19 protein-coding genes are annotated in these 19,517 nt (G+C 72.2%); 7 read left to right on the top strand and 12 right to left on the bottom strand.

The window, feature by feature from the left end:
• Positions 1 to 231: 231 nt before the first annotated feature.
• Both ABD832_RS16170 and ABD832_RS16165 read left to right on the top strand, forming a co-directional pair.
• Positions 232 to 1,644, top strand: coding sequence for a ricin-type beta-trefoil lectin domain protein (locus ABD832_RS16170; protein WP_344895239.1), 1,413 nt, complete (start codon positions 232 to 234; stop codon positions 1,642 to 1,644).
• A gap of 47 nt (positions 1,645 to 1,691) precedes the next feature.
• Positions 1,692 to 3,014, top strand: coding sequence for a ricin-type beta-trefoil lectin domain protein (locus ABD832_RS16165; protein WP_344895236.1), 1,323 nt, complete (start codon positions 1,692 to 1,694; stop codon positions 3,012 to 3,014).
• Between the two features lie 45 nt (positions 3,015 to 3,059).
• On the opposite strand, the gene ABD832_RS16160 is transcribed toward ABD832_RS16165, so the two are convergent.
• From ABD832_RS16160 to ABD832_RS16150, 3 genes are all read right to left on the bottom strand, one after another.
• The gene (locus ABD832_RS16160) at positions 3,060 to 4,502 is read right to left on the bottom strand and encodes a WGR domain-containing protein (protein WP_344895233.1); all 1,443 of its coding nucleotides are present in this window, start codon (positions 4,500 to 4,502) and stop codon (positions 3,060 to 3,062) included.
• 65 nt (positions 4,503 to 4,567) lie between these two features.
• Positions 4,568 to 5,545 carry a phosphotriesterase family protein gene (locus ABD832_RS16155; RefSeq protein WP_344895230.1) on the bottom strand — a complete coding sequence of 326 codons (978 nt, stop codon included), beginning with the start codon at positions 5,543 to 5,545 and terminating at the stop codon, positions 4,568 to 4,570.
• A gap of 234 nt (positions 5,546 to 5,779) precedes the next feature.
• Positions 5,780 to 6,478, bottom strand: a complete 699-nt coding sequence (locus ABD832_RS16150) for a DUF998 domain-containing protein (RefSeq protein ID WP_344895227.1) — start codon at positions 6,476 to 6,478, stop codon at positions 5,780 to 5,782.
• A gap of 281 nt (positions 6,479 to 6,759) precedes the next feature.
• Here ABD832_RS16150 and ABD832_RS16145 point away from each other — a divergent pair, with 281 nt between their 5' ends.
• Both ABD832_RS16145 and ABD832_RS16140 read left to right on the top strand, forming a co-directional pair.
• Complete coding sequence (locus ABD832_RS16145; RefSeq protein ID WP_344895224.1) at positions 6,760 to 7,122, top strand: MerR family transcriptional regulator; 363 nt, start codon at positions 6,760 to 6,762, stop codon at positions 7,120 to 7,122.
• On the top strand, positions 7,119 to 8,096 hold the full coding sequence (locus tag ABD832_RS16140; protein ID WP_344895221.1) for an aldo/keto reductase: 978 nt from the start codon (positions 7,119 to 7,121) through the stop codon (positions 8,094 to 8,096). The genes ABD832_RS16145 and ABD832_RS16140 overlap by 4 nt, the downstream gene beginning before the upstream one ends.
• 34 nt (positions 8,097 to 8,130) lie before the next feature.
• Here ABD832_RS16140 and ABD832_RS16135 read toward each other — a convergent pair whose 3' ends face one another.
• The 6 genes from ABD832_RS16135 to ABD832_RS16110 form a co-directional block, all read right to left on the bottom strand.
• Positions 8,131 to 8,574, bottom strand: a complete 444-nt coding sequence (locus ABD832_RS16135) for a peptidase associated/transthyretin-like domain-containing protein (protein WP_344895218.1) — start codon at positions 8,572 to 8,574, stop codon at positions 8,131 to 8,133.
• Positions 8,574 to 9,275: a protocatechuate 3,4-dioxygenase subunit beta gene (gene pcaH / locus ABD832_RS16130; RefSeq protein WP_344895988.1), complete on the bottom strand. Its 702-nt coding sequence runs from the start codon at positions 9,273 to 9,275 to the stop codon at positions 8,574 to 8,576. The genes ABD832_RS16135 and pcaH overlap by 1 nt, the downstream gene beginning before the upstream one ends.
• Before the next feature lie 50 nt (positions 9,276 to 9,325).
• Entirely contained in the window at positions 9,326 to 10,498 is a 1,173-nt protein-coding gene (locus tag ABD832_RS16125) for a 4-hydroxybenzoate 3-monooxygenase (protein WP_344895215.1), read from the bottom strand.
• A gap of 211 nt (positions 10,499 to 10,709) precedes the next feature.
• A complete protein-coding gene (locus ABD832_RS16120; protein ID WP_344895212.1) occupies positions 10,710 to 11,456 on the bottom strand; it encodes an IclR family transcriptional regulator in 747 nt (248 codons plus the stop codon).
• Positions 11,457 to 11,572: 116 nt separating this feature from the next.
• Positions 11,573 to 12,478, bottom strand: a complete 906-nt coding sequence (locus ABD832_RS16115; RefSeq protein WP_344895209.1) for a phosphotransferase enzyme family protein — start codon at positions 12,476 to 12,478, stop codon at positions 11,573 to 11,575.
• Positions 12,478 to 13,941 (bottom strand): helix-turn-helix domain-containing protein, encoded by a 1,464-nt coding sequence (locus ABD832_RS16110; protein ID WP_344895206.1) that lies wholly within the window; start codon positions 13,939 to 13,941, stop codon positions 12,478 to 12,480. The genes ABD832_RS16115 and ABD832_RS16110 overlap by 1 nt, the downstream gene beginning before the upstream one ends.
• A gap of 227 nt (positions 13,942 to 14,168) precedes the next feature.
• On the opposite strand from ABD832_RS16110, the gene ABD832_RS16105 reads away from it, so the two are divergent.
• Together ABD832_RS16105 and ABD832_RS16100 are read left to right on the top strand one after the other, a co-directional pair.
• Positions 14,169 to 14,453, top strand: coding sequence for a hypothetical protein (locus ABD832_RS16105; protein ID WP_344895204.1), 285 nt, complete (start codon positions 14,169 to 14,171; stop codon positions 14,451 to 14,453).
• Positions 14,454 to 14,733: 280 nt separating this feature from the next.
• A complete protein-coding gene (locus ABD832_RS16100; RefSeq protein WP_344895201.1) occupies positions 14,734 to 15,468 on the top strand; it encodes a glycosyltransferase family 2 protein in 735 nt (244 codons plus the stop codon).
• 80 nt (positions 15,469 to 15,548) lie between these two features.
• On the opposite strand, the gene ABD832_RS16095 is transcribed toward ABD832_RS16100, so the two are convergent.
• Both ABD832_RS16095 and ABD832_RS16090 read right to left on the bottom strand, forming a co-directional pair.
• Entirely contained in the window at positions 15,549 to 15,914 is a 366-nt protein-coding gene (locus ABD832_RS16095; protein ID WP_344895198.1) for an STAS domain-containing protein, read from the bottom strand.
• 102 nt (positions 15,915 to 16,016) lie between these two features.
• The gene (locus tag ABD832_RS16090) at positions 16,017 to 16,394 is read right to left on the bottom strand and encodes an STAS domain-containing protein (protein ID WP_344895194.1); all 378 of its coding nucleotides are present in this window, start codon (positions 16,392 to 16,394) and stop codon (positions 16,017 to 16,019) included.
• A gap of 97 nt (positions 16,395 to 16,491) precedes the next feature.
• Here ABD832_RS16090 and ABD832_RS16085 point away from each other — a divergent pair, with 97 nt between their 5' ends.
• Positions 16,492 to 17,760 carry a hypothetical protein gene (locus ABD832_RS16085; protein WP_344895191.1) on the top strand — a complete coding sequence of 423 codons (1,269 nt, stop codon included), beginning with the start codon at positions 16,492 to 16,494 and terminating at the stop codon, positions 17,758 to 17,760.
• A gap of 361 nt (positions 17,761 to 18,121) precedes the next feature.
• On the opposite strand, the gene ABD832_RS16080 is transcribed toward ABD832_RS16085, so the two are convergent.
• Positions 18,122 to 19,462, bottom strand: coding sequence for an APC family permease (locus ABD832_RS16080; RefSeq protein ID WP_344895188.1), 1,341 nt, complete (start codon positions 19,460 to 19,462; stop codon positions 18,122 to 18,124).
• Between the last annotated feature and the right edge of the window lie 55 nt (positions 19,463 to 19,517).

Raw genomic sequence — 19,517 nt, 5'->3', positions numbered from 1 at the left:
CGCCCGCCGAGCCGTTCTCCCCGCCGTATCCGTCGCGGCAGGGCCAGGACGCGTCGTGCGCACCCCGCGCGGCAGGCCCACCGGGCCGCCCACGGTACGTGACACGCTCACCGCGTCCGGCGGCATTCGCACGTCACCCCCCACAGGGTCGTGGCGCCGGTCACGCTCTCCCCGCGCAGCGGGTCGCGTCGTCGCCGGGACGTCACCTCCCACGACGGAAGGAGTCCGCGCATGGACGCCACCCGACCCTCCCCCCGGCCTCCCCGGCGCCGGCGCGTCTCGCTCTCGGCCGCCCTCGGCGGAACGGTCACCGCCCTCCTGCTCGCCGTCACCGGCGTGCTGGCCGCACCACCGGCCGCCGCGGCCACCGGTCAGATCACCGGCATCGCCGGCAAGTGCGTGGACGTCGCGGGCGCCAACAGCGCCAACGGCACCCCCGTGCAGCTCTACGACTGCAACGGCACCGCGGCCCAGCAGTGGAGCCGCAACGGTGACGGCACGATCCGCGCGCTGGGCAAGTGCCTGGACGTGACCGCGGCCTCCACCGCCGACGGAGCACAGATCCAGCTCTACGACTGCAACGGCACCTCCGCCCAGCAATGGGTCCACAGCGGCGCACGCGACCTGGTCAACCCCGCCGCCAACAAGTGCCTGGACGCCACCGGCCAGTCCAGCGCCAACGGCACCCGCCTGCAGATCTGGACCTGCGGCGGCACCGCCAACCAGAAGTGGAACGCCCCGGCCGACGGCGGCACCGACCCCGGCCCGGCCGGGAAGATGCCCGGGGCGCCTTACCTGTACATGGGCTGGGGCAGCCCGCCCAGTCCTGCCGCGGTGATGAGTGCGACCGGGGTGAAGTCGTTCACGATGGCGTTCATCCTGTCCAGCGGGGGCTGCACCCCGGCCTGGGACGGTAACCGGCCGCTGACCGGTGGCGCCGACGCGCAGGCGATCAGCCAGATCAAGGCCGCGGGTGGCAGTGTGCAGATCTCCTTCGGTGGCTGGTCGGGCAACAAGCTCGGCCCCAACTGCGCCACCCCGGCCGCGTTCGCCGGTGCGGTGCAGCAGGTCATCAACGCCGTCGGCCCCGCGGTGGTGGACTTCGACATCGAAAACAGCGACGAGTTCGAGAACTACACCGTCCAGGACCGCATTCTCAACGGCTTGAAGATCGTCAAGCAGAACAATCCGGGCGTGAAGATCGCCGTGACCTTCGGCACCACGACCACCGGCCCCAACACCCACGGCCTGCGGCTGATCAACCAGGCCAGGGCGCTGGCGGTGCCGATCGACAACTACACGATCATGCCGTTCGACTTCGGCAGCTCCAACATCTACACCGACACCGTCAACGCCTCCGAGGGGCTGAAGAACGCGCTCAAGGCCGCCAACGGCTGGAGCGACGCGCAGGCGTATGCCCGGATGGGTATCTCCGGCATGAACGGCCTGTCCGACCAGCAGGAGCTGACCACGGTGGCGGCCTGGACCCAGATCCGCGACTGGGCCCGCTCCAAGGGCCTGACCCGGTTCGCCTACTGGTCGGTCAACCGCGACCGTCCCTGCCCGGGCGGCGGGGTGACCTCCAACTGCAGCGGCATCGCCCAGGCCGAGTGGGACTTCACCCGCGTCACCGCAGGCTTCTAGACCATGGCACCCCCCGCCGGTCGACACCGGTCCGAAAGGAACAGCCCATGACCTCCACCGTCCCGACCCCCTCCCCGGCCTCTCCCGGCGGCCCGCGACGCGCGCGCGGACCGCTCGCGCGGATCGGCGGCCTGCTGACGGCGACGCTGCTCGCCCTCACCTCCGCGGCCCTGGTCCCCTCCCCGGCGAGCGCGACCGGCCCCCAGGCCGTCACCGCACGCGCCTCGGCCGCTCCCGGCCCGCTCGTCTGGTCCGACGAGTTCAACGCCGCCGCGGGCACCGCCCCGGACGCCGCCAAGTGGCGCCACGACGTGGGCGGCGGCGGCTGGGGCAACAACGAGCGGCAGTACTACACCACGGGCACCCAGAACATCGCCCACGACGGCGCCGGCAACCTGGTCATCACCGCGCGTAAGGGCAACCCGTCCGGATACGGCTGCTGGTACGGCTCCTGCGAGTACACCTCCGGCAAGCTGACCACCGCCGCGACGTTCACCCGCACCTACGGCCGCTACGAGGCGCGGATGAAGCTCCCGCGCGGCAAGGGCATGTGGCCGGCGTTCTGGATGCTGGGCACCGGGGGTGCCGGCTGGCCGGCCAACGGCGAGATCGACATCATGGAGAACGTCGGCAGCGTCCCCGGGCAGGTGCTCGGCAGCCTGCACGGCCCCGGCTACTCGGGGGGCAGCCCGCTGAGCGGCAGTTACGACCTCCCCGCCGGGCAGGCGTTCGCCGACGCCTTCCACACCTTCACCGTCGACTGGGAGCCCGGCTCGGTGACCTGGTACGTCGACGGCGTGCAGTACTCCAGGAAGACGCCCGCCGACACCAGGGGCAACCCCTGGGTCTACGACCACCCGTTCTACATGATCCTCAACCTGGCCGTGGGCGGGAACTGGCCCGGCTCCCCGGACGCGTCCACGACCTTCCCGCAGCAGCTCACCGTCGACTACGTCCGCGTCTACGCCCAGGGCGGCACCGGTGGCCGCACCGGTCAGATCACCGGCATCGCCGGCAAGTGCGTGGACGTCGCGGGCGCCAACAGCGCCAACGGCACCGCCGTCCAGCTCTACGACTGCAACGGCACCGGCGCCCAGCAGTGGACGATCGGCACCGACGGCACGATCCGCGCGCTGGGCAAGTGCCTGGACGTGACCGCGGCCTCCACCGCCGACGGAGCACAGATCCAGCTCTACGACTGCAACGGCACCTCCGCCCAGCAATGGGTCCACAGCGGCGCGCGCGACCTGGTCAACCCCGCCGCCAACAAGTGCCTGGACGCCACCGGCCAGTCCAGCGCCAACGGCACCCGCCTGCAGATCTGGACCTGCGGCGGCACCGCCAACCAGAAGTGGAACATCCCGGCCTGACCCCGCCCGCGGGCCGGAACGTCCCCGTTCCGGCCCGCCGTGGTCTCAGAGCAGGCGCCTGATGTCGCCGTACGCCCGGTAGAAGCCGCCCCGCTCGGAGAGGCGGACGCCCTCGACGAGGTAGCGGGCCCCGGCCTCGCGCACGCCCTTGGGGAACTGCATGTTGCGCCGCACGTCGTAGCCCTCGCTGACCACCCGCACCCGCAGCCGCTCGCCCTCGCGGAAGCACTCGACCACCACGCCGTCGCCGCCGTCGGGGACGGCGTCGAAGGTCACGGTCTCCAGCGTCGTGGCCGGTTCCACCACGGCCAGTCCCGCGGCGGCCTTGACGTCGACCGGCGTGGGGACGGTGCCGGCCTGGGCCGCCCTGATCGCCTCCTCGCTCGCGTCGATGCAGGCCAGCGTGCCGTCGGTGGTCACGATGTAGAGGCGCTCGTCGAGGTACTGCATGGAGAAGGCCGACCCGCAGCCGGTGGCCAGCTTCCACAGCCGCTCGCCGCCCTCGTCGAAGCAGTACACCGAGGAGTGGTTGTCGGCGGCGAAGACGTACCGGCCGCCGGGGGCGGTGGCGCAGGAGAAGACGGTGGCGTCGCAGCGGTAGACCGCCTGGGAGACGCCGTCGGACTTGCGCAGGCGGTGCACGGCGCCGCGCGCGGTGCCCGCGTACACCGCGTCGGCCTCCTGCCAGCCGAAGAGCACCGCGCCGTTGACGGGCGTCTCCCAGACCGGCGCGCCGTCGGCGGCGTCGTAGCGGGCGACCCCGGTGGAGTGGCCGTGGTAGACGGCCTCGTCGTCGCAGCGCACCATCCAGGCCGAGTCGCCCCTGCCGGTGCGGGCCCACTGGAACTCGTCCTCGTGGTCGATGGTGGTGATCCGGCCGGCCCGGTCGGAGACGCCCAGCACGCCGTCGTGGATGTCGAGCCAGTAGATGTCGACGTCCTCGGCGATCTCGTACGCGACCCGCGGGACCTTGCCGCCGAGGTCGTAGACCTTGCCGTCGTCGGCGCCCGCGTAGATCCAGAAGTCGTCGGCGACGATGCACTTGACCCCGTCCGGCAGCCGGAAGCGGCCGGTGACGGTGCCGTCGTGGGTGACGGTGTAGACGTCGCCGCGCTGGTTGCCGACCCAGCAGCGCTCGGCGTCGACGAAGATGCCGAACGCGGCCGCGCCGCTGGCGAAGCGCCACAGCACCGGCGCCTGGGTGGCGGTGGAGCGGCTGCTCTGCACGCTGCGCCGGGTGACCGCGCGGCGCTGGCGCACCCCCTGCACGGCAGGGGCGTACCCCCGGCGGACCTTCTCCCCGATCTTCTTCGCGGCGGCCGCCGCGGCCTTCTCCGCGCTGGCGAAGGCCGACGCCTTGGTCTGGCCGGGCTCGCCGATGCGGCCGTACCTGATCGTCACCTCGGTCCCGTCGAGCACGACCTCGTAGAACTTGTGCGAGCTCCCGTCCTCCTCCGAAAGCTCCAGGTACGTGCTGCGTGCGGTCATGCTCCACCCCTCGCGTCGGTCGGTTTCACGGAGCGTACGGGAGGCGTATGACAAACGACGAAATGTCAGGAGAAGTAGCGCCGGGGGTTGTCGACGAGCATCCGGTCGATCTGCTCGTCGGTCACCCCGGCCTCGCGCAGGGCCGGGAGCACGTCGTCGTGGACGTGGTCGAACCGCCAGTTGGGGGCGGCCAGCGGGATGCCCTCGTCCCAGGCCCCGCCGAAGTAGTCCATGAAGCACGCGGTGTCGTGGCTGAGCACCATCCGGTCGGCGTACCCGCGCTCGCACAGTGCCACGATGGTGGCGACCCGGGAGGCCGTGGGGTTGTACGCGTCCAGCCCGAAGCGGTCCATGCCGAGCGTCGCCCCGGTGTCGGCCAGCCGCATCAGGTGGTCCAGGTCGTTGGTGTCGCCCGAGTGCCCGAGCACGACCTTCGCCGGGTCCACCCCCTCCCGGCGGAACAGCTCCAGGGCGAGCAGCCCGGTCCCGGCCGAGGGGTTGGTGTGCACGGTGATCGGCACGCCGGTCTCCACGTGGGTCCTGGCGACCGCCCGGCAGATCCGCTCGACGCCGGGGGTGAGGCCCTTGCCCTCGACCACGCACTTGAGGAACGCGGCCCGGACGCCGGTGTCGGCGATGCCGTCGGCGATGTCGCGGGTGAAGTCCTCGACCATCGGCTCGGGCACGTCCATCATCAGGCCGGGCCCGCGGTGCAGGTAGTGGAACGGGACCTCGTCGTAGGAGTAGATCCCGGTGGCGACGACGATGTTCAGCTCCGGCACCTGCTCGGCCACCCTCTGGACGCGCGGGATGTAGCGGCCCAGCCCCCACACGGTCGGGTCGACGATGGTCCGCACCCCCTTGGCCGCCACCGCCCTGAGCTTGGCGACCGCATCGGCCACCCGGAACTCCTCGTCCCACCAGGCGCCCCTGCCGTGGTTGTCGACGTGCTCGGGGGAGATCACGAAGACGTGCTCGTGCATCAGGGTCTGCCCCAGGTCGGCGACGTCGACGGGACCTCGGACGGTGTTCACGACCGGCATGCGCGTCCTTCCGGGGTGGCCCGACCGGCGGTCACCTACCGAGCGGTCGCTTCCTGCGAAGGTAGGGCGGGCGGACCGGGCCGTCAACCGGCCACGCGACCCCGAAGGCGGCCGGTCCGCGTCGGGCCCCAGGACGCGGGACCTGGGACCCAGGACCCGGGGCGTCGGGGGGATCACCGTCGCGGCGCCCCGCCGGGAGATCCCGGCGACCCGCCAGGAGACCCCGGCGACCCGCTAGGAGACCCCGGCCATCCGCCGGGAGGTCGCGACGACCCTCCGGGAGGTGACGGCCACCCGCCGAGGGGTCGCGGCCACCCGCCGGGTGGTTCCGGCGACCAGGCCCAGCAGGGTCAGCACGGCGACCTCCAGGCCCACCACCAGCCGCTGGGTCACCCCGGCGGGGATGTCGTCGTTGGTCACCTCCATGCCGAACGTCCGCAGCACGTACGGGAGGATCACCAGGACCAGCACCCCCAGCGAGGCCAGGCTGAGCAGGCGGACCGCGCGGGCGTACCGGCCGGACGCGAGCCGCCGCGCCATGATCAGCCCGGCGACCGGCATGGTGAGGAAGGCCACGAACGCGGCGTAGCGGTGGATGCCACCGGACATCGACAGCGGCAGGCCGGGCTCGTCGGTGGGGAAGGCGCCGATCAGCAGCATGCACAGGCCCCAGGTGCCGACCAGCAGCGCGGCCCCGCGGTTCCCTGCGTCCCTGCCGAGCATGGCCGCGATGACCGTCGCGGCGGCCGCGAAGAGGGTGAGGGAGAGCGGCAGCAGCCACCCGTCCGCCTCGAACGCGTACTCGCTGATCACGGTATGCACCGGGTCGAGACCGGTGACCACGTGCAGCCCGAGCATCGTGGTGGCCCCGGCGCCGATCGCCGCGTGACCGCCGAGGATGACCATGGATCCCGTGAACGCCTGACTTCCCATGGCCTCAACGATGGCGGCGGGCGGGGTCGCCGGACATCGGAGACAGCCCCCGGCCGCCCCTGAACGACCCCGGAGACACCCCGGGACCACCGGGGGCCGGACACACCGGGACGCCGGTCACGTCACGCCCCTGACCTGGGCGGAACCGGACCGGGGTAGGGCCTGCCCCCTCAGGGTCGCCCCGGGGCGGGGGGCCGGCCTCGGGGGTGCCTCCGGGCGGGGGGCCGGCCTCAGGAGGCCCCGTTTGACTTCGAGCGCGCTCGAAGGAGCACAGTTGTCCCATGGGGATCACCATCCAGGAGGCCTCGCGCACCTCGGGGCTGAGCGCGCACACGCTGCGTTACTACGAGCGCATCGGGCTCATCCACCAGGTGGACCGGAGCGTGAGCGGGCACCGCGTCTACACCGAGCCCGACCTCGACTGGCTCGTCTTCCTCACCAGGCTGCGCTCGACCGGCATGCCGATCGCCGACATGTGTCACTACGCCGAGCTGCGCAGGCGGGGGCCGGAGACCTCCGCCGAGCGGCGGAGGATCCTGGCGGCCCACCGCGAGCGGGTGAGGGAGCGGATCGCGCGCCTCACCGAGGATCTGGGGGTCCTCGACATGAAGATCGAGATGTACGACACCAAGGAGCGTTCATGAACAAGCGTCATATCGGCCGGGGCGGCCCGGAGGTCTCGGCCATCGGGCTCGGCTGCATGGGCATGTCGGAGTTCTACGGCACGGCCGACGAGAGCGAGTCGATCGCGGTCCTGCACCGTGCCCTCGACCTGGGGGTGAACTTCCTCGACACGGCCGACATGTACGGCAGCGGCCACAACGAGGAGCTGGTGGGACGGGCGATCTCCGGCCGCAGGGACGAGGTGTTCCTGGCCACCAAGTTCGGCATCGTCCGGGGCGAGACCCTGGCCGACCGGCGTATCGACGGCAGCCCCGAGTACGTGCGCAGGGCCGCCGACGCCTCGCTCAGGCGGCTGGGCACCGACCACATCGACCTGTACTACCTGCACCGCCGCGACACCGGGGTGCCCATCGAGGAGACCGTCGGCGCGATGGCCGAGCTGGTCGAGGCGGGCAAGGTCGGCCGTCTGGGGCTGTCGGAGGTGAACGCCGAGACGCTGCGCAGGGCGCACGCCACGCACCCGATCTCCGCCCTGCAGAACGAGTACTCGCTGTTCACCCGCGACCCGGAGGCGATCCTGCCGGTCACCCGGGAGCTGGGCGTCACGCTGGTTGCCTACTCGCCGATCAGCCGGGGGCTGCTCGGCGGCACGCTGGAGCCGGCCGAGAAGCTGTCGGACGACGACTTCCGCAAGCACCACCCCCGCTTCACCGGGGAGGCCGGGGCGGCCAACGAGGCGCTCGTCGCGAGGATCCGCGACATCGCCGCCGAGGTGGGCTGCACCCCGGCCCAGCTCTCCCTGGCCTGGCTGCTGTCCCGGGGCGAGGACGTCGTCCCCATCCCGGGCACCAAGCGGCTGCGCTACCTGGAGGAGAACGCCGCCGCGGCCGACATCACGCTGACCCCGGCCCAGCTCGACGCGCTGGAGGCGGCCGTGCCCGCGGGCGCGGTCAGGGGCGAGCGGTACGCGGACATGTCGTCGATCGGCAAGTGACCGTCCGGCGGCTCCCAGAAGTACCCGGAACGGCTCAGAAGGCGAAGAACACGGTCTCGTCCTCGCCCTGGAGCCGGACGTCGAACCGGTAGGAGCGCTCCCCCTCCTTCCGGGCGACGAGCGTGCCGCGCCGCGCCGGGTCCACCTCGGCCAGGAACGGCGCGTCCGCGCTGAGGTAGACCCGGGTCCAGACCGGCTTGAGCAGGCCGCGCCCGAAGACCAGCAGGGGGATGTAGCCGTCCGTTGCGGCCGTGCGGAAGCGGTAGGAGCCGTCGGCACCGGTCTCGCACCGTCCGAACAGGCCGGGCTGGCAGATCTCCAGCAGCGCGTCGGGCACCGGCTCCCCGGCGCCGTCGGTGACCCGGCCGTGCAGCTCGATCGCGTCCGGATGGTCCTCGGGCACCACGAGGGGCCCCTCGGCGTACGGCAGGGCGTGGGCGAAGAACGGGCCCACGGTCTGCGACGGGGTCGGCACCATCACTCCTCCTCGAAGGGGGTCGCGCCCAGGACGACGTCCCAGCGGTAGCCGAGCGCCCACTCCGGCTCGGTGACGTCCAGGTCGAAGGCGCTGACCAGCCGCTCGCGGTCCCTGGGGTCCGGGACGGACTGCAGGATCGGGTCGTGGGGGAACAGCGGGTCGCCGGGGAAGTACATCTGGGTGATCAGCCGCTGGGTGAAGGCGGTGCCGAACACCGAGAAGTGGATGTGCGCGGGCCGCCAGGCGTTGGGGTGGTTGCGCCAGGGGTAGGTGCCCGGCTTGATCGTGACGAACCGGTAGCGGCCCTCGGCGTCGGTCAGGCAGCGGCCGAACCCGGTGAAGTTGGGGTCGAGCGGGGCCGGGTGCCGGTCCAGCGGGTGGGCGTACCTGCCGGTGGCGGCCGCCTGCCACACCTCCACCAGCGTGTTCGGTACGGGCCTGCCCCGGCCGTCGAGGATCCGGCCGGTGACGATGATGCGCTCGCCGATCGGCTCGCCCGCGTGCTGCCGGGTCAGGTCGTGGTCCAGCTCCCCGACCGGCCGGTGGCCGTAGACGGGGTCGAGCAGTTCCGCGGCCTCGGGGTCGAGGGCGGGACGCAGCGGCGGATGCGAGGGGGCCCGCAGCACGGTGCTGCGGTACCCGGGGCTGAGGTGGGGCGGGTGCGGGTCGGCGGGAGCCGGAGAGGAGGAGGACGGGGACAGGGACGGGGACGGGGACGGGCCGGTGGGGACGGGCGGTCGGTCGGTGGCGGTCACGGGCGGGCTCCGAAGTCGAAGGGCAGGCCGACGTAGTTCTCCGCGAGCGTGGTCGCGGCGGCCTCGGACGAGGTGACGTAGTCGAGGTGGGACAGCTGCAGGCGCCGCCCGTAGGGGTCGTCGTCGAAGGTGTGCAGCAGGGTGGTCATCCACCAGGAGAAGTGCTGCGCGCGCCAGACCCGCTTCAGGCAGCTGCCGGAGTAGGCGTCCAGCAGGGCGGTCGAGCCCGTCGCGTAGAACTCGGCCAGCGCGGCGGTCAGCAGCCGGACGTCCGCGACGGCCAGGTTGAGCCCCTTGGCGCCGGTGGGCGGCACGATGTGGGCGGCGTCACCGGCCAGGTAGAGGGCGCCGTACCGCATGGGCTCGGCGACGAACGAGCGCATCGCCGACACGTCCCTGGAGATGATCGGCCCCTCGGCCAGGGTGAATCCCGGGACCGTCTCCAGGCGGGCCCGCAGCTCGGCCCAGATCCGCTCGTCCGGCCAGTCGTCCAGGGAGGTCTCCGGGGGGACCTGGAGGTAGAAGCGGCTGATCTCCGGCGAGCGCATGCTGTGCAGCGCGAACCCCCGGTCGCTGTGGGCGTAGATCAGCTCCTCGGCCGAGGGCGGGACCTCGGCGAGGATGCCGAGCCAGGCGAACGGGTACTCCCGCTGGAAGACCGTCAGCACCCCCTCGGGGATCGACGGCCGCGAGACGCCGTGGAAGCCGTCGCACCCGGCGATGACGTCGCAGTCCAGGCGCTCGCCCGAGAAGGTGATGTACGGGTCCTTCTCCAGCGAGTGCAGGGCGACGTCCGGGACGTCGAAGAGGATCGTCCCGCCGTCGGCCAGCCGCCTGGCGATGAGGTCCTTGACGACCTCCTGCTGGCCGTAGACGGTGATGGCCCGGCCGGGGACGAGCCGCTCGAACGGGACGCGGTGCCCGCCGCCGCCGTAGCGCAGCTCGATGCCGTGGTGCGGCAGCCCCTCGGCGCGCATCCGCTCCCCCACGCCCGCCTCGTCGAGCACGTCCACCGTGCCCTGTTCCAGCACGCCCGCCCGCACCCGCTGCTCGACGTACCGCCTGCTCCGCGACTCCAGGACCACCGAGTCGATGCCCCGCAGGTGGAGCAGGTGGGACAGCAGCAGCCCGGCGGGCCCGGCGCCGACGATCCCTACCTGAGTTCGCATTCCCCGAGCATCGCCTACGGCTCCCCCGCGCATACCCGGCCCTTCCGCTCAGCGGAAAACCCCTGCCGCCCGGCACGACCCTTGAAGCCGCCCGGCACGACCCCTGAGCACGTCCCACCCGAGCCACCCGTACCACCGGCCCGTCCGAACCACCTGAACCACCCGAACCGGCCCGCGCGGCCCCTACGGACCGGGTGGTGTCCCGGGTCCGTCACCGGCCCGAGGCGGCGAGGTCGCGGGAGAGGTCGCGGGCCGCGGCCAGCACGGCGGGCACCAGCCTGCGCAGGTCGGCGTTGTGCCGCCAGGCCACCAGCGACAGCGCCGCCACCACCGTGCCGTCCGGTCCCCGTACCGGGACCGCGACCGAGCAGGTGCCCACCGACATCTCCTCCTGCGTGCAGGCGACCCCGGTGCGGCGGACCTCCTCCAGCTCGGCCCGGAGCCGTACCGGGTCGACCACGGTGTTCGGCGTGTGCGAGGTGAGCTCCCCGGCCAGCACCCGGTCCACCGTCTCGGGGGCGGCGAAGGCCAGCAGGACCTTGCCGACCCCGGTCGCGTGCAGCGGCAGGTCCCCGGCCACCCGCGAGACGATCGGCACCGAGGTGCGCCCGCGCAGCCGTTCGACGTACAGCGCCCGGTCGTGGTGCAGCACCGCGAGCTGCACGTTCTCGCGGGTGGTGGCGTAGAGGTCCTCCATGTACGGCAGGGCCAGCTCGCGCAGCTCCCTCGGCCCGCCGGCCTGGGCGCCGATCTGCCACAGCAGCGTCCCGACCCGGTAGGACCCGTCCGGGAGCCGCTCGACGAACCCGCCCTCCACCAGCTCCTTGACCAGGCGGTGGCCGGTGGCGAGGGGCAGCTCGGCCCGGCGGCAGATCTCGGTGAGCGTCAGCCGCACGTCCCCGGGCAGGAACGCGCCGAGGATCGCCATGACCTTCCCGGTGACCGTGGGAGCCCTCACACGCCCACCCTAGGCCAGCGGGCGGCCCCCGGCCCGGAGGGCACGGGCCGGTCGCCCGGAGGGCACGGGCCGGTCGCGCGAAAGCGTCCCCCCTTTCAAGACCGCCAGGGGAATCCCTACGGGGAGACGGTGACGGGCTCGGCCATGTACCAGCGGGCGTTGTGCTCGCCCCGGGTGAGGGAGTCGAGCCTGCGGGGCAGCTCGCGCCGGGAGAAGGGGTCGGCGGAGGCGTTGCGGATGTGGATGCCCACCGCGTAGACGTCCCGGACCTCCATCAGCGTGGAGTAGCCCGGCCAGGAACGCAGGTCGCTGCCGTAGGCGTCGGCGAAGGCGTCCACGTCGGCGGCGGTCAGGCCGAAGCGGCGCTGGCCGTGGTAGGTGTGCACCAGGTCCCACTCGCGGGGGCCGACCGCGACGCCGTCCCAGTCGCAGAGCACCACGTGGCCGTCCGCGCAGCGCAGCAGGTTGTCGATCCAGGCGTCGCCGTGCAGCAGCACCGGCGCGTCGTCCATCTCCAGGTCCGACCAGCGCTCGGTCAGCTCGGCGATGCGGTCGCTCAGCCAGGCGCGCTGGCAGCCGGTGAGCTCCTCGGAGCGGTCCACGGCGCGGCGTACCTCGCAGAGCGGGTCGGCGAACCGCCGCAGCGCCACCGGCGGCACCGGCAGCAGGTGCAGGCTGCGCAGGATCCCGCCCAGCTCGGTGGTGGTGGGCCGCCCGCTGGCCGGGACGTAGTGCCAGAACGTGACGACCCTGCCGTCGTGCACCACGGGCTGTGGGGAGATCTCGTCGGCCGGGCGCACCGCGGGGAAGCCCTGTTCGGCGAGCCAGCGGGCCACCGCGAGCACCAGCGGCAGCCGGGTCAGCGCGTTGGGCGCGGTGGCGATCCTGACCACGATCTCGCCACGCAGCTTGAAGACGGCGTTGCTGCGCACCCGCAGCAGCTCCGCGTCCCGGTGGTCGATGCCGAGGTCCTCGCAGACCTCGCGCAGGACGGTGAACGCCTCCTCGGCGAGCGAGCCCATCAGCTGACCGGTGCCGTGGCGGCGACGAGATCGGCCAGGCGGCGTACGGCCGCCGCCCGGTGCCGGGTCTGCGGCACCTCCGACAGCAGCGCCCGGGCGCGGTTGACCACGATCGAGGTGCGGTGCTCGGGAGGGACCTGCAGCAGGGCCTTCTCGGCCAGTTCGCAGGCGTCGTCGACCTTGCCGTGGCGCAGGACGTGCGCGGCCTGGTCGAGCAGGATGAGCACCGGGTCGATGGCGTACGGCCCCGGGGGCCCCGAGAGCCCGATGGGGACCGGTTTCCAGTCCACGTCCTCGCCCAGCTCGATCAGGGTGCCGATGCGGTAGAACTGCAGCCGCCGTTCGGAGAAGCGGAAGGCCAGGTGGTCGTGGCCCTCGGGAGGCATCCTGGCGAAGATCCGTTCCGCCTCGGCGAGGGCGACCCTGGCGGCCTTGTGCTCGCCCATCCTGGCCAGCGCCCGCGCCTCGGCCGCCGCGCCGAGCGCGGCCGGGGAGCTGGGCGCACTGCCCGCGAGCATCCGGGCCTCGCGCGCCAGCCGCACGGTCTCGGCCAGGTCGCCGTAGTAGTACGGCAGCATCGCCTGCTGTGCCCTGACCAGGGCGCGCAGCCGCACGTCGCCCATGTCGTCGGCGGCGTTGCGCGCGGTGCCGTACCAGGCGTGGGCCTGGCGGGTGTCGCCGAGCTTCATCAGCGCGTCGGCGGCCAGCAGCGCCAGCATGACGGTCGCGTTGAGCAGGCGGCGCTGGGTCATCGCGGGCTGGCGGGCCAGCGAGAGCGTCCGCACGTCCGACAGCTCCAGCATCAGCCGGTAGAGCATCGGCAGCGGGGCGCTGCTGATGTACTCGCGCCGGTAGCTCAGCACCTGCTCGTCCAGCCGGTCGAGCTGCTCCTCGGAGACCGTGGTGACCGCGAGCGTGCGGTCCAGGTCCTGGCGGGTGCGCTCGACCTCGGCCAGCAGACGGCCGGTCATCACCGACCCGGATCCGAGCAGCGCGTGGTGGAACAGCGCGCGCCGCTCCATGTCCTCCTCGGACCGTTCCCGCTCCTCGGCCCGGTACGGCGAGCGGGCCTCCCCGCCGGAGACGACCACCACCTTGGAGCCGCCCTCGCCGCCGTCGTCGCAGTAGTCGCCGGCCAGGCCGAGCCGGACGGCGTTGGCACGGTAGAGTCGGGCCAGCAGGTCGATGGTCTGCGGGCGCGGCCTGGCCCGGTTGTTCTCCCAGGCGTTGAGCAGGTCGATGCTGGCCCGTGCCTCACCCAGGCTCTGGCGCTCGCACAGCTCCTCCAGCTCCTGGACGGACTGCCTGGCCGACCATCCCCTGGCCAGCCGGTGGGCTTTGAGGAGGCTGACCCCGCAGCATCCGTGGATGGCCTGCGTGGTCTGCCAGTGGGTCCACTGCCGCGACGCGGCCTGTTCGCGCCAGCGGCGCGCGCACGCGGGCGAATGCTCACCTCGGGCCACGGCGCTCCTCCCGGGACTGTTCACGCAACATTAACAAGAGCGCACCATGCTCTTAGCGCACCTGTGCGTTGCATTCCCTTTATTCGTGGTTTCCCCACGGAACAGCGGCCGGTTTCTGCTCTATTCCACTGATCCGGGGGGATGTCGCGAAAGGACCGATTGCCTCGGATGCCGCGAAACCGCACGCTGCAGAGAAGCAACCATCGGCGTCCGCGGGAGTGATCCGGATGAGGGCAGAGAGCGGCGAGGCCGTCGACCACCTGCGGCGGCTGGCCGCACAACTGGAGGCGCACGCCTTCCAGGTACGCCTGAGGTCGCCCACCGGGCTCTATCCCAGGCTGCACGTGATCAACCCGATGGTGCCCGCCAGGACCGAGGACGTGCTCGCGGCCCACGAGGAGGACGGCGAGTGGTGGTTCTGGCTGTCCTGGGCGGGCCGCATCGGGCACGCCGAGGACGTGGCGACGGCAGCGGAGCGTGTGGCCAGTGTTCTTCACGTGATACGGAGATAGGTGATTCTTTGCCGCCGCATGGGTACCACTTGGTGATCACGAAGAGCACGGAGGCGGAGCAGTGAAAAAGATCCAGGTCGTGCAACGTCCACGCCCTCCCCGGGAGGTCACCCCCCTCGACCTGCGCACTCCGTCGGGACGTATACTCCCTTTTTGACGGTCCGTAAAGTGACCTTCCCACTGTCCAAAAGGAGAGGTCATGCTTCAGGACCGTATGTCTGCGTCAGGCTTGCAAGAGGTTGGCAAGTGGCCTGCAGGCGCCCCGGTGCATCGTTCGACCATGAAAAGCGTTCCTTTCGCCTTCAGTGTCAGTGTGGTCGTCCCCGCCATGAACGAGGCGGAGAACCTGCCTCACGTCTTCGCGACCCTGCCGTCCTGGATCGATGAGGTGATCCTCGTCGACGGGAACTCCGTCGACGACACGGTGGCCGTCGCCAGGTCCCTCCGTCCCGGCCTCCGCGTCGTCCGGCAGACCGGCAAGGGCAAGGGCAACGCCCTCACCGAGGGGTTCGCCGCCGCGACCGGCGACATCATCGTCATGATCGACGCCGACGGGTCCACCGACGGCCGGGAGATCCACTCCTTCGTGACCGCGCTGGTCGAGGGAGCCGACTTCGCCAAGGGGTCCCGCTGTGCCCCCGGAGGCGGGTCCGACGACATCAGCCCGATCCGCTCGCTGGGCAACACCGCCCTCACCAAGATCACCAACTGGCTGTACGGCACCTCGTACACCGACCTGTGCTACGGCTACAACGCCTTCTGGGCCCGCCACCTCGACGCGCTCGACCTCGACTGCGACGGCTTCGAGATCGAGACCCTGATGAACATCCGCGCCGCCCAGGCCGGTCTCGTCATCCACGAGGTGCCCAGCCACGAGCGCAGCCGCATCCACGGCGCCAGCAACCTGCACGCCGTCCGCGACGGCCTTCGGGTGCTCCGCACCATCCTGCGCGAGCGCGACGGCCGCGTCGCCGCCCCGGTCCGGCTCCGCGAGGAGCACGCCACCGCGGCCTGACCCCGTCCGAAAACCGTCCGGACCCCCGTCCGGAACCCCGTGTCACGAACCCGGCCGTGCCCTCCCCGGCCGGGGACGCCTCAGGCGGCCTCCAGCGCGTCGGCCACCGAGGGGAACACCTCGAACACCGGCAGCAGCCCGGCCAGGGTGAGCCGCCGGGCCAGATTCCCCTGGACACCGGTGAGGATCACCCGCACGCCCTCGGTCAGGCCGTGGTGACGCACCTGGAGCAGCTCGCCGATCCCCGAGGAGTCGCAGAAGGTCAGGGCCGACAGGTCCAGGATGAGGATCGGTGAGCGCAGGGTGTTCCAGGCCCTGGACATCTCCTCCCGCAGCACCGGGGTCCGGTAGTGGTCCAGCTCCCCGCTCGCCCTGATCACGAGCGTCGTACCGTGCAGCCCGGACGTGGCGGTGAAGACCGGCTCCGGCTCATTTCCCGCGAACATGACCAACCCTCTGAACGATCCTGCGCAAGCACACAACTGTCTCATACGGCGCGGATCGGACCGGTACGGCGGAGCCCCTTCGCCCCCGTCGCCGGCACGGGCTCACGTCGCCTCGGGGAACGTCTCCATGGCCTCCTCGACGGTACGGCGGGTCTCGAACAGCTCGGCCACCCCGAGGCGGTTCAGCCGGTTCCGCATCACGGCGGAGGTGCCGACCAGCACGAGCGAGCCGGCCAGCCGGCGGACCCGGGTGAGGGCGTACATCAGCACGCCGTACCCGGTGGAGTCGCAGAAGGTGACCTCGCTGAGGTCGATCACCAGCCGGGGATGGTCCATGGCGCCCAGGGCGGCGTCGGCCTCCCTCTTCAGCAGCGGGGAGGAGGCGTAGTCCAGCGCACCCACCGCGTGCAGGGCGGTGACCCGGCCGTGCCTGTCGGCCCGGACGCGAAACCTCGTAGCCTCTTCTTCGGCCCTTGACATCGGTATCCTCTCCGCCTACGTCCCAGGTGCCCCGGCCAGGAGGTTCTAATCCTGACGGGCACGGCCCGGGGACGGCGGCATGGGCGACAATGAGGACATGCCGAATCCGCGCCCGGTGGCGGCCCTGGTCGTCGGAACGCTCCTGGTGGCCGCCTGCGGCGCGGGCCGCACGACGCCCTCCCCCACCGCCGCTCCGGCACCGGGCACCGCCACGCCCCTGCCCGCGACCCCCCGGGACGGCACCCCGCCCGTGCCCTCGCCGGGCGGGACCGATTCGTCCGCTCCCGCCGCCGACCCCTCGGCCACCGCCGATCCCTCCGCCACCGGGGAGGTCAAGGCCTCCTCCGCCTGGACGGGTGTGAAGGGGGCGGACCTGCCGGGGAGCACGGCGCTGCTCGACGTGGCCGCGACCGGGCCCCGCGACGCCTGGGCCGTCGGGTACCAGGACGGCGCCGAGGACCGGGAGGGCACCCCCGCCGTGCTGCGCTGGAACGGGAGCCGCTGGCGCGAGGTGGCCGTGGGGGACGACACCGGCGCCCATCACCTGGAGGGGGTCAGCGCGGGCGGGCCGCGTGACGTGTGGGTGGTGGGCAACGGCCCGAGCGCATTCGCCGCCCACTGGGACGGGCGGGGCTGGACCCCGTACCGGCCCTTCGGGGTGGCCGAGGACTACCGGCTGGCCGACGTCGCCGCGAGCGGCGGCGGCGCCTGGTTCGCCGCGAACGGCCCCTCGGGCGCGGTCGTGCTGGAGGGCGGGGGCGGCGAGTTCCGCAACGCGCTGAGCACCGAGGGCACCCTGCGGGGGATCACCTCCCGCCAGGGTCACGTCTGGGCGGTGGGGACGAGCACCGCCCGCACCCCGCTGGTCTGGCACGGCACGGCCGGATCGTGGGAGAGCCCCGGGACGCCCCCGGTTCCCGGCGGCGTCCTCAACCGGGTCTGGCAGGTCTCGCCGACGGAGGTCTGGGCGGTCGGGCACGTCTCCGCCTCCCCGCAGGCCCGGCCCCCGGCCGGGGACTCCCGCCCCCTGGTCATGCGCTGGGACGGGAACCGCTGGGCCCGGGTCGAGGTCCCGGTCGCCCGCGGGGCGCTGCACGGCGTCACCGCCACCGGCCCCGGCGACGTGTGGATCAGCGGCGTCGACGCCGACCACGCCGGGCAGGTGCTCGTCCTGCACTTCGACGGGACCTCCTGGTCCCGCGAGTACGGCCCGCTGCTGCGCGCCCACGCCTCCGGCCAGCAGTACGAGGGGACCGACGACATCGCCGCCACCGGCCTCACCCGGGTGCCGGGCACCGGCACGCTCTGGGCGGTGGGCTCGGTCGGGGTGGGCGACGACGAGAAGGCGTTCGTCCTCCGCCGCTGAGACCTCCTCCGGCGAGACCTCCGGCGCTGAGACCTCAGCCGCTGAGGCCACCGCCGCCCAGACATCCGGCGCAGAGGCCACCGGCGTTGAGGCCACCGCCGCCGAGGTCTCCGGCGCTGAGGCCACCGGCCGCGCCGCGGGCGGCCCTCGCCGGGCCGCGTACCGTCTCCGACCTCGGGCTCCTCCCGGGCCGTCCCGGCGTGGCCCGGAGCGTACCCGGCAAAAAATCACAGAAAAAGTCGGTCAACTGACGTAGTCTCTCTCAAACTCCAACAAAGAGGGAGTCGACATGAAAAAGGTCCTGATTCTCACCAAGCCTCGCCCGCCCCGGAAACCCGTGCCCCTCGACCTGCGCACCCCCTCAGGACGCGCTCTTCCGTTCTGACAGGAACAACCGGTTGACGAACCACAGGAGTGCCCCGATCGCGAGCAGGACCCCCGCTCGCAGGTAGACGTCCGCCGCCCTGCCGGTGATGGGCAGGACCAGTACGAGACAGACCAGTGCCCCCAGGACGGGCATCCAGCTCGGCGCCCGGAAGTGATCGTGGTCCACCGGGTCCCTGCGGAGGACCAGCACGGCCACGTTGACCATCGCGAACACGCACAGCAGCAGGAGCACGGTGGTGTCCGCGAGGTTCTTCACGTCCCCGGTGGCGACCAGCACCGCGGCCACGCCCACCGTGAAGACGATGGAGACCCACGGGGTCGCCCTCGACGCGTGCACGGTCGCGAAGACCCGCGGCACGATCCCCTCCCGCGCCATGCCGTAGACCAGGCGCGAGGCCATCAGCATGTTGATCAGCGCGGTGTTGCCCACCGCGAGCAGCGCGATCAGGGCGAACAGCTTGGGCGGGAACGCCAGCCCGGCCACCTTGACGACCTCCAGCAGCGGGCCGGAGGAGTCCACCAGCGTCTTGGTGTCGACCAGCATGGTGGCGGTGAACGCCACCGCCAGGTAGATGACCCCCGCGACGGCCAGGCCGCCGAAGAGCGCGCGGGGGAAGTCGCGCTGCGGCTCCTTGGCCTCCTCCGCGAGGTTGACCGAGTCCTCGAAGCCCAGCAGCGCGTAGAAGGCCAGGGCCGTTCCGCCCAGGACGCCGAGGAAGGCGCCGTTGGCCGGGTGGAACTCCAGGGCTCGGGACGGCTCGCCGTCACCGGCGATCAGGGCGTAGATCCCGATCGCGACGATCACCAGCAGCCCGAAGATCTCGACGATCGTCAGCACCACGTTCACCTTGACGGACTCGGAGATGCCCGCGAGGTTCACCAGCGTGATCAGGCCGAGGAAGATGAAGGCCCCCACGATGACCGGGATCGAGACGAACTCCGCCAGGTAGTCGCCGCCGAACGCGCGGGCCGCGGCGCTCGCCGAGGTGATCCCGCTCATCAGCACCGCGAACGCCACGATGAACGTGACGAACGGGATGTTGAACGCCTTGTTCGTGTAGAGCGCCGCCCCCGCGGCCTGCGGGTACTTCCCGACGAGTTCGGCGTAGGCGGTCGCCGTCAGGGCGGCCAGCACGAAGGCCACCAGGAAGGGCACCCACAGCGCCCCTCCGACGTTCCCCGCGACCTTGCCGACCAGCGCGTAGATGCCCGCGCCGAGGATGTCGCCCACCACGAACAGCAGCAGCACCTTGCGGCCGATGACCCGCTTGAGCGAGTGCTGACCGGAGCCCGGATCGACGTTCGCCTCAGCCATTCCCATCTCTTACCCAGCGGCCGGATGGAATCACGCCGGGTCACAGGAGTCACTT

Origin of the sequence: Streptosporangium longisporum (assembly GCF_039534895.1) — a bacterium.
GTDB classification, from domain to species: domain Bacteria; phylum Actinomycetota; class Actinomycetes; order Streptosporangiales; family Streptosporangiaceae; genus Streptosporangium; species Streptosporangium longisporum.
The sequence above is the reverse complement of the archived record's forward strand: the minus strand, read 5'-3'. Positions and strand labels throughout refer to the sequence as shown.

Coding starts and splice junctions, on each gene's coding strand:
- ABD832_RS16170 (WP_344895239.1), top strand. CDS start 232: ATGGACGCCACCCGACCCTCCCCCCGGCCTCCCCGGCGCCGGCGCGTC.
- ABD832_RS16165 (WP_344895236.1), top strand. CDS start 1,692: ATGACCTCCACCGTCCCGACCCCCTCCCCGGCCTCTCCCGGCGGCCCG.
- ABD832_RS16160 (WP_344895233.1), bottom strand. CDS start 4,502: ATGACCGCACGCAGCACGTACCTGGAGCTTTCGGAGGAGGACGGGAGC.
- ABD832_RS16155 (WP_344895230.1), bottom strand. CDS start 5,545: ATGCCGGTCGTGAACACCGTCCGAGGTCCCGTCGACGTCGCCGACCTG.
- ABD832_RS16150 (WP_344895227.1), bottom strand. CDS start 6,478: ATGGGAAGTCAGGCGTTCACGGGATCCATGGTCATCCTCGGCGGTCAC.
- ABD832_RS16145 (WP_344895224.1), top strand. CDS start 6,760: ATGGGGATCACCATCCAGGAGGCCTCGCGCACCTCGGGGCTGAGCGCG.
- ABD832_RS16140 (WP_344895221.1), top strand. CDS start 7,119: ATGAACAAGCGTCATATCGGCCGGGGCGGCCCGGAGGTCTCGGCCATC.
- ABD832_RS16135 (WP_344895218.1), bottom strand. CDS start 8,574: ATGGTGCCGACCCCGTCGCAGACCGTGGGCCCGTTCTTCGCCCACGCC.
- ABD832_RS16125 (WP_344895215.1), bottom strand. CDS start 10,498: ATGCGAACTCAGGTAGGGATCGTCGGCGCCGGGCCCGCCGGGCTGCTG.
- ABD832_RS16115 (WP_344895209.1), bottom strand. CDS start 12,478: ATGGGCTCGCTCGCCGAGGAGGCGTTCACCGTCCTGCGCGAGGTCTGC.
- ABD832_RS16105 (WP_344895204.1), top strand. CDS start 14,169: ATGAGGGCAGAGAGCGGCGAGGCCGTCGACCACCTGCGGCGGCTGGCC.
- ABD832_RS16100 (WP_344895201.1), top strand. CDS start 14,734: ATGAAAAGCGTTCCTTTCGCCTTCAGTGTCAGTGTGGTCGTCCCCGCC.
- ABD832_RS16095 (WP_344895198.1), bottom strand. CDS start 15,914: ATGTTCGCGGGAAATGAGCCGGAGCCGGTCTTCACCGCCACGTCCGGG.
- ABD832_RS16090 (WP_344895194.1), bottom strand. CDS start 16,394: ATGTCAAGGGCCGAAGAAGAGGCTACGAGGTTTCGCGTCCGGGCCGAC.
- ABD832_RS16085 (WP_344895191.1), top strand. CDS start 16,492: ATGCCGAATCCGCGCCCGGTGGCGGCCCTGGTCGTCGGAACGCTCCTG.
- ABD832_RS16080 (WP_344895188.1), bottom strand. CDS start 19,462: ATGGCTGAGGCGAACGTCGATCCGGGCTCCGGTCAGCACTCGCTCAAG.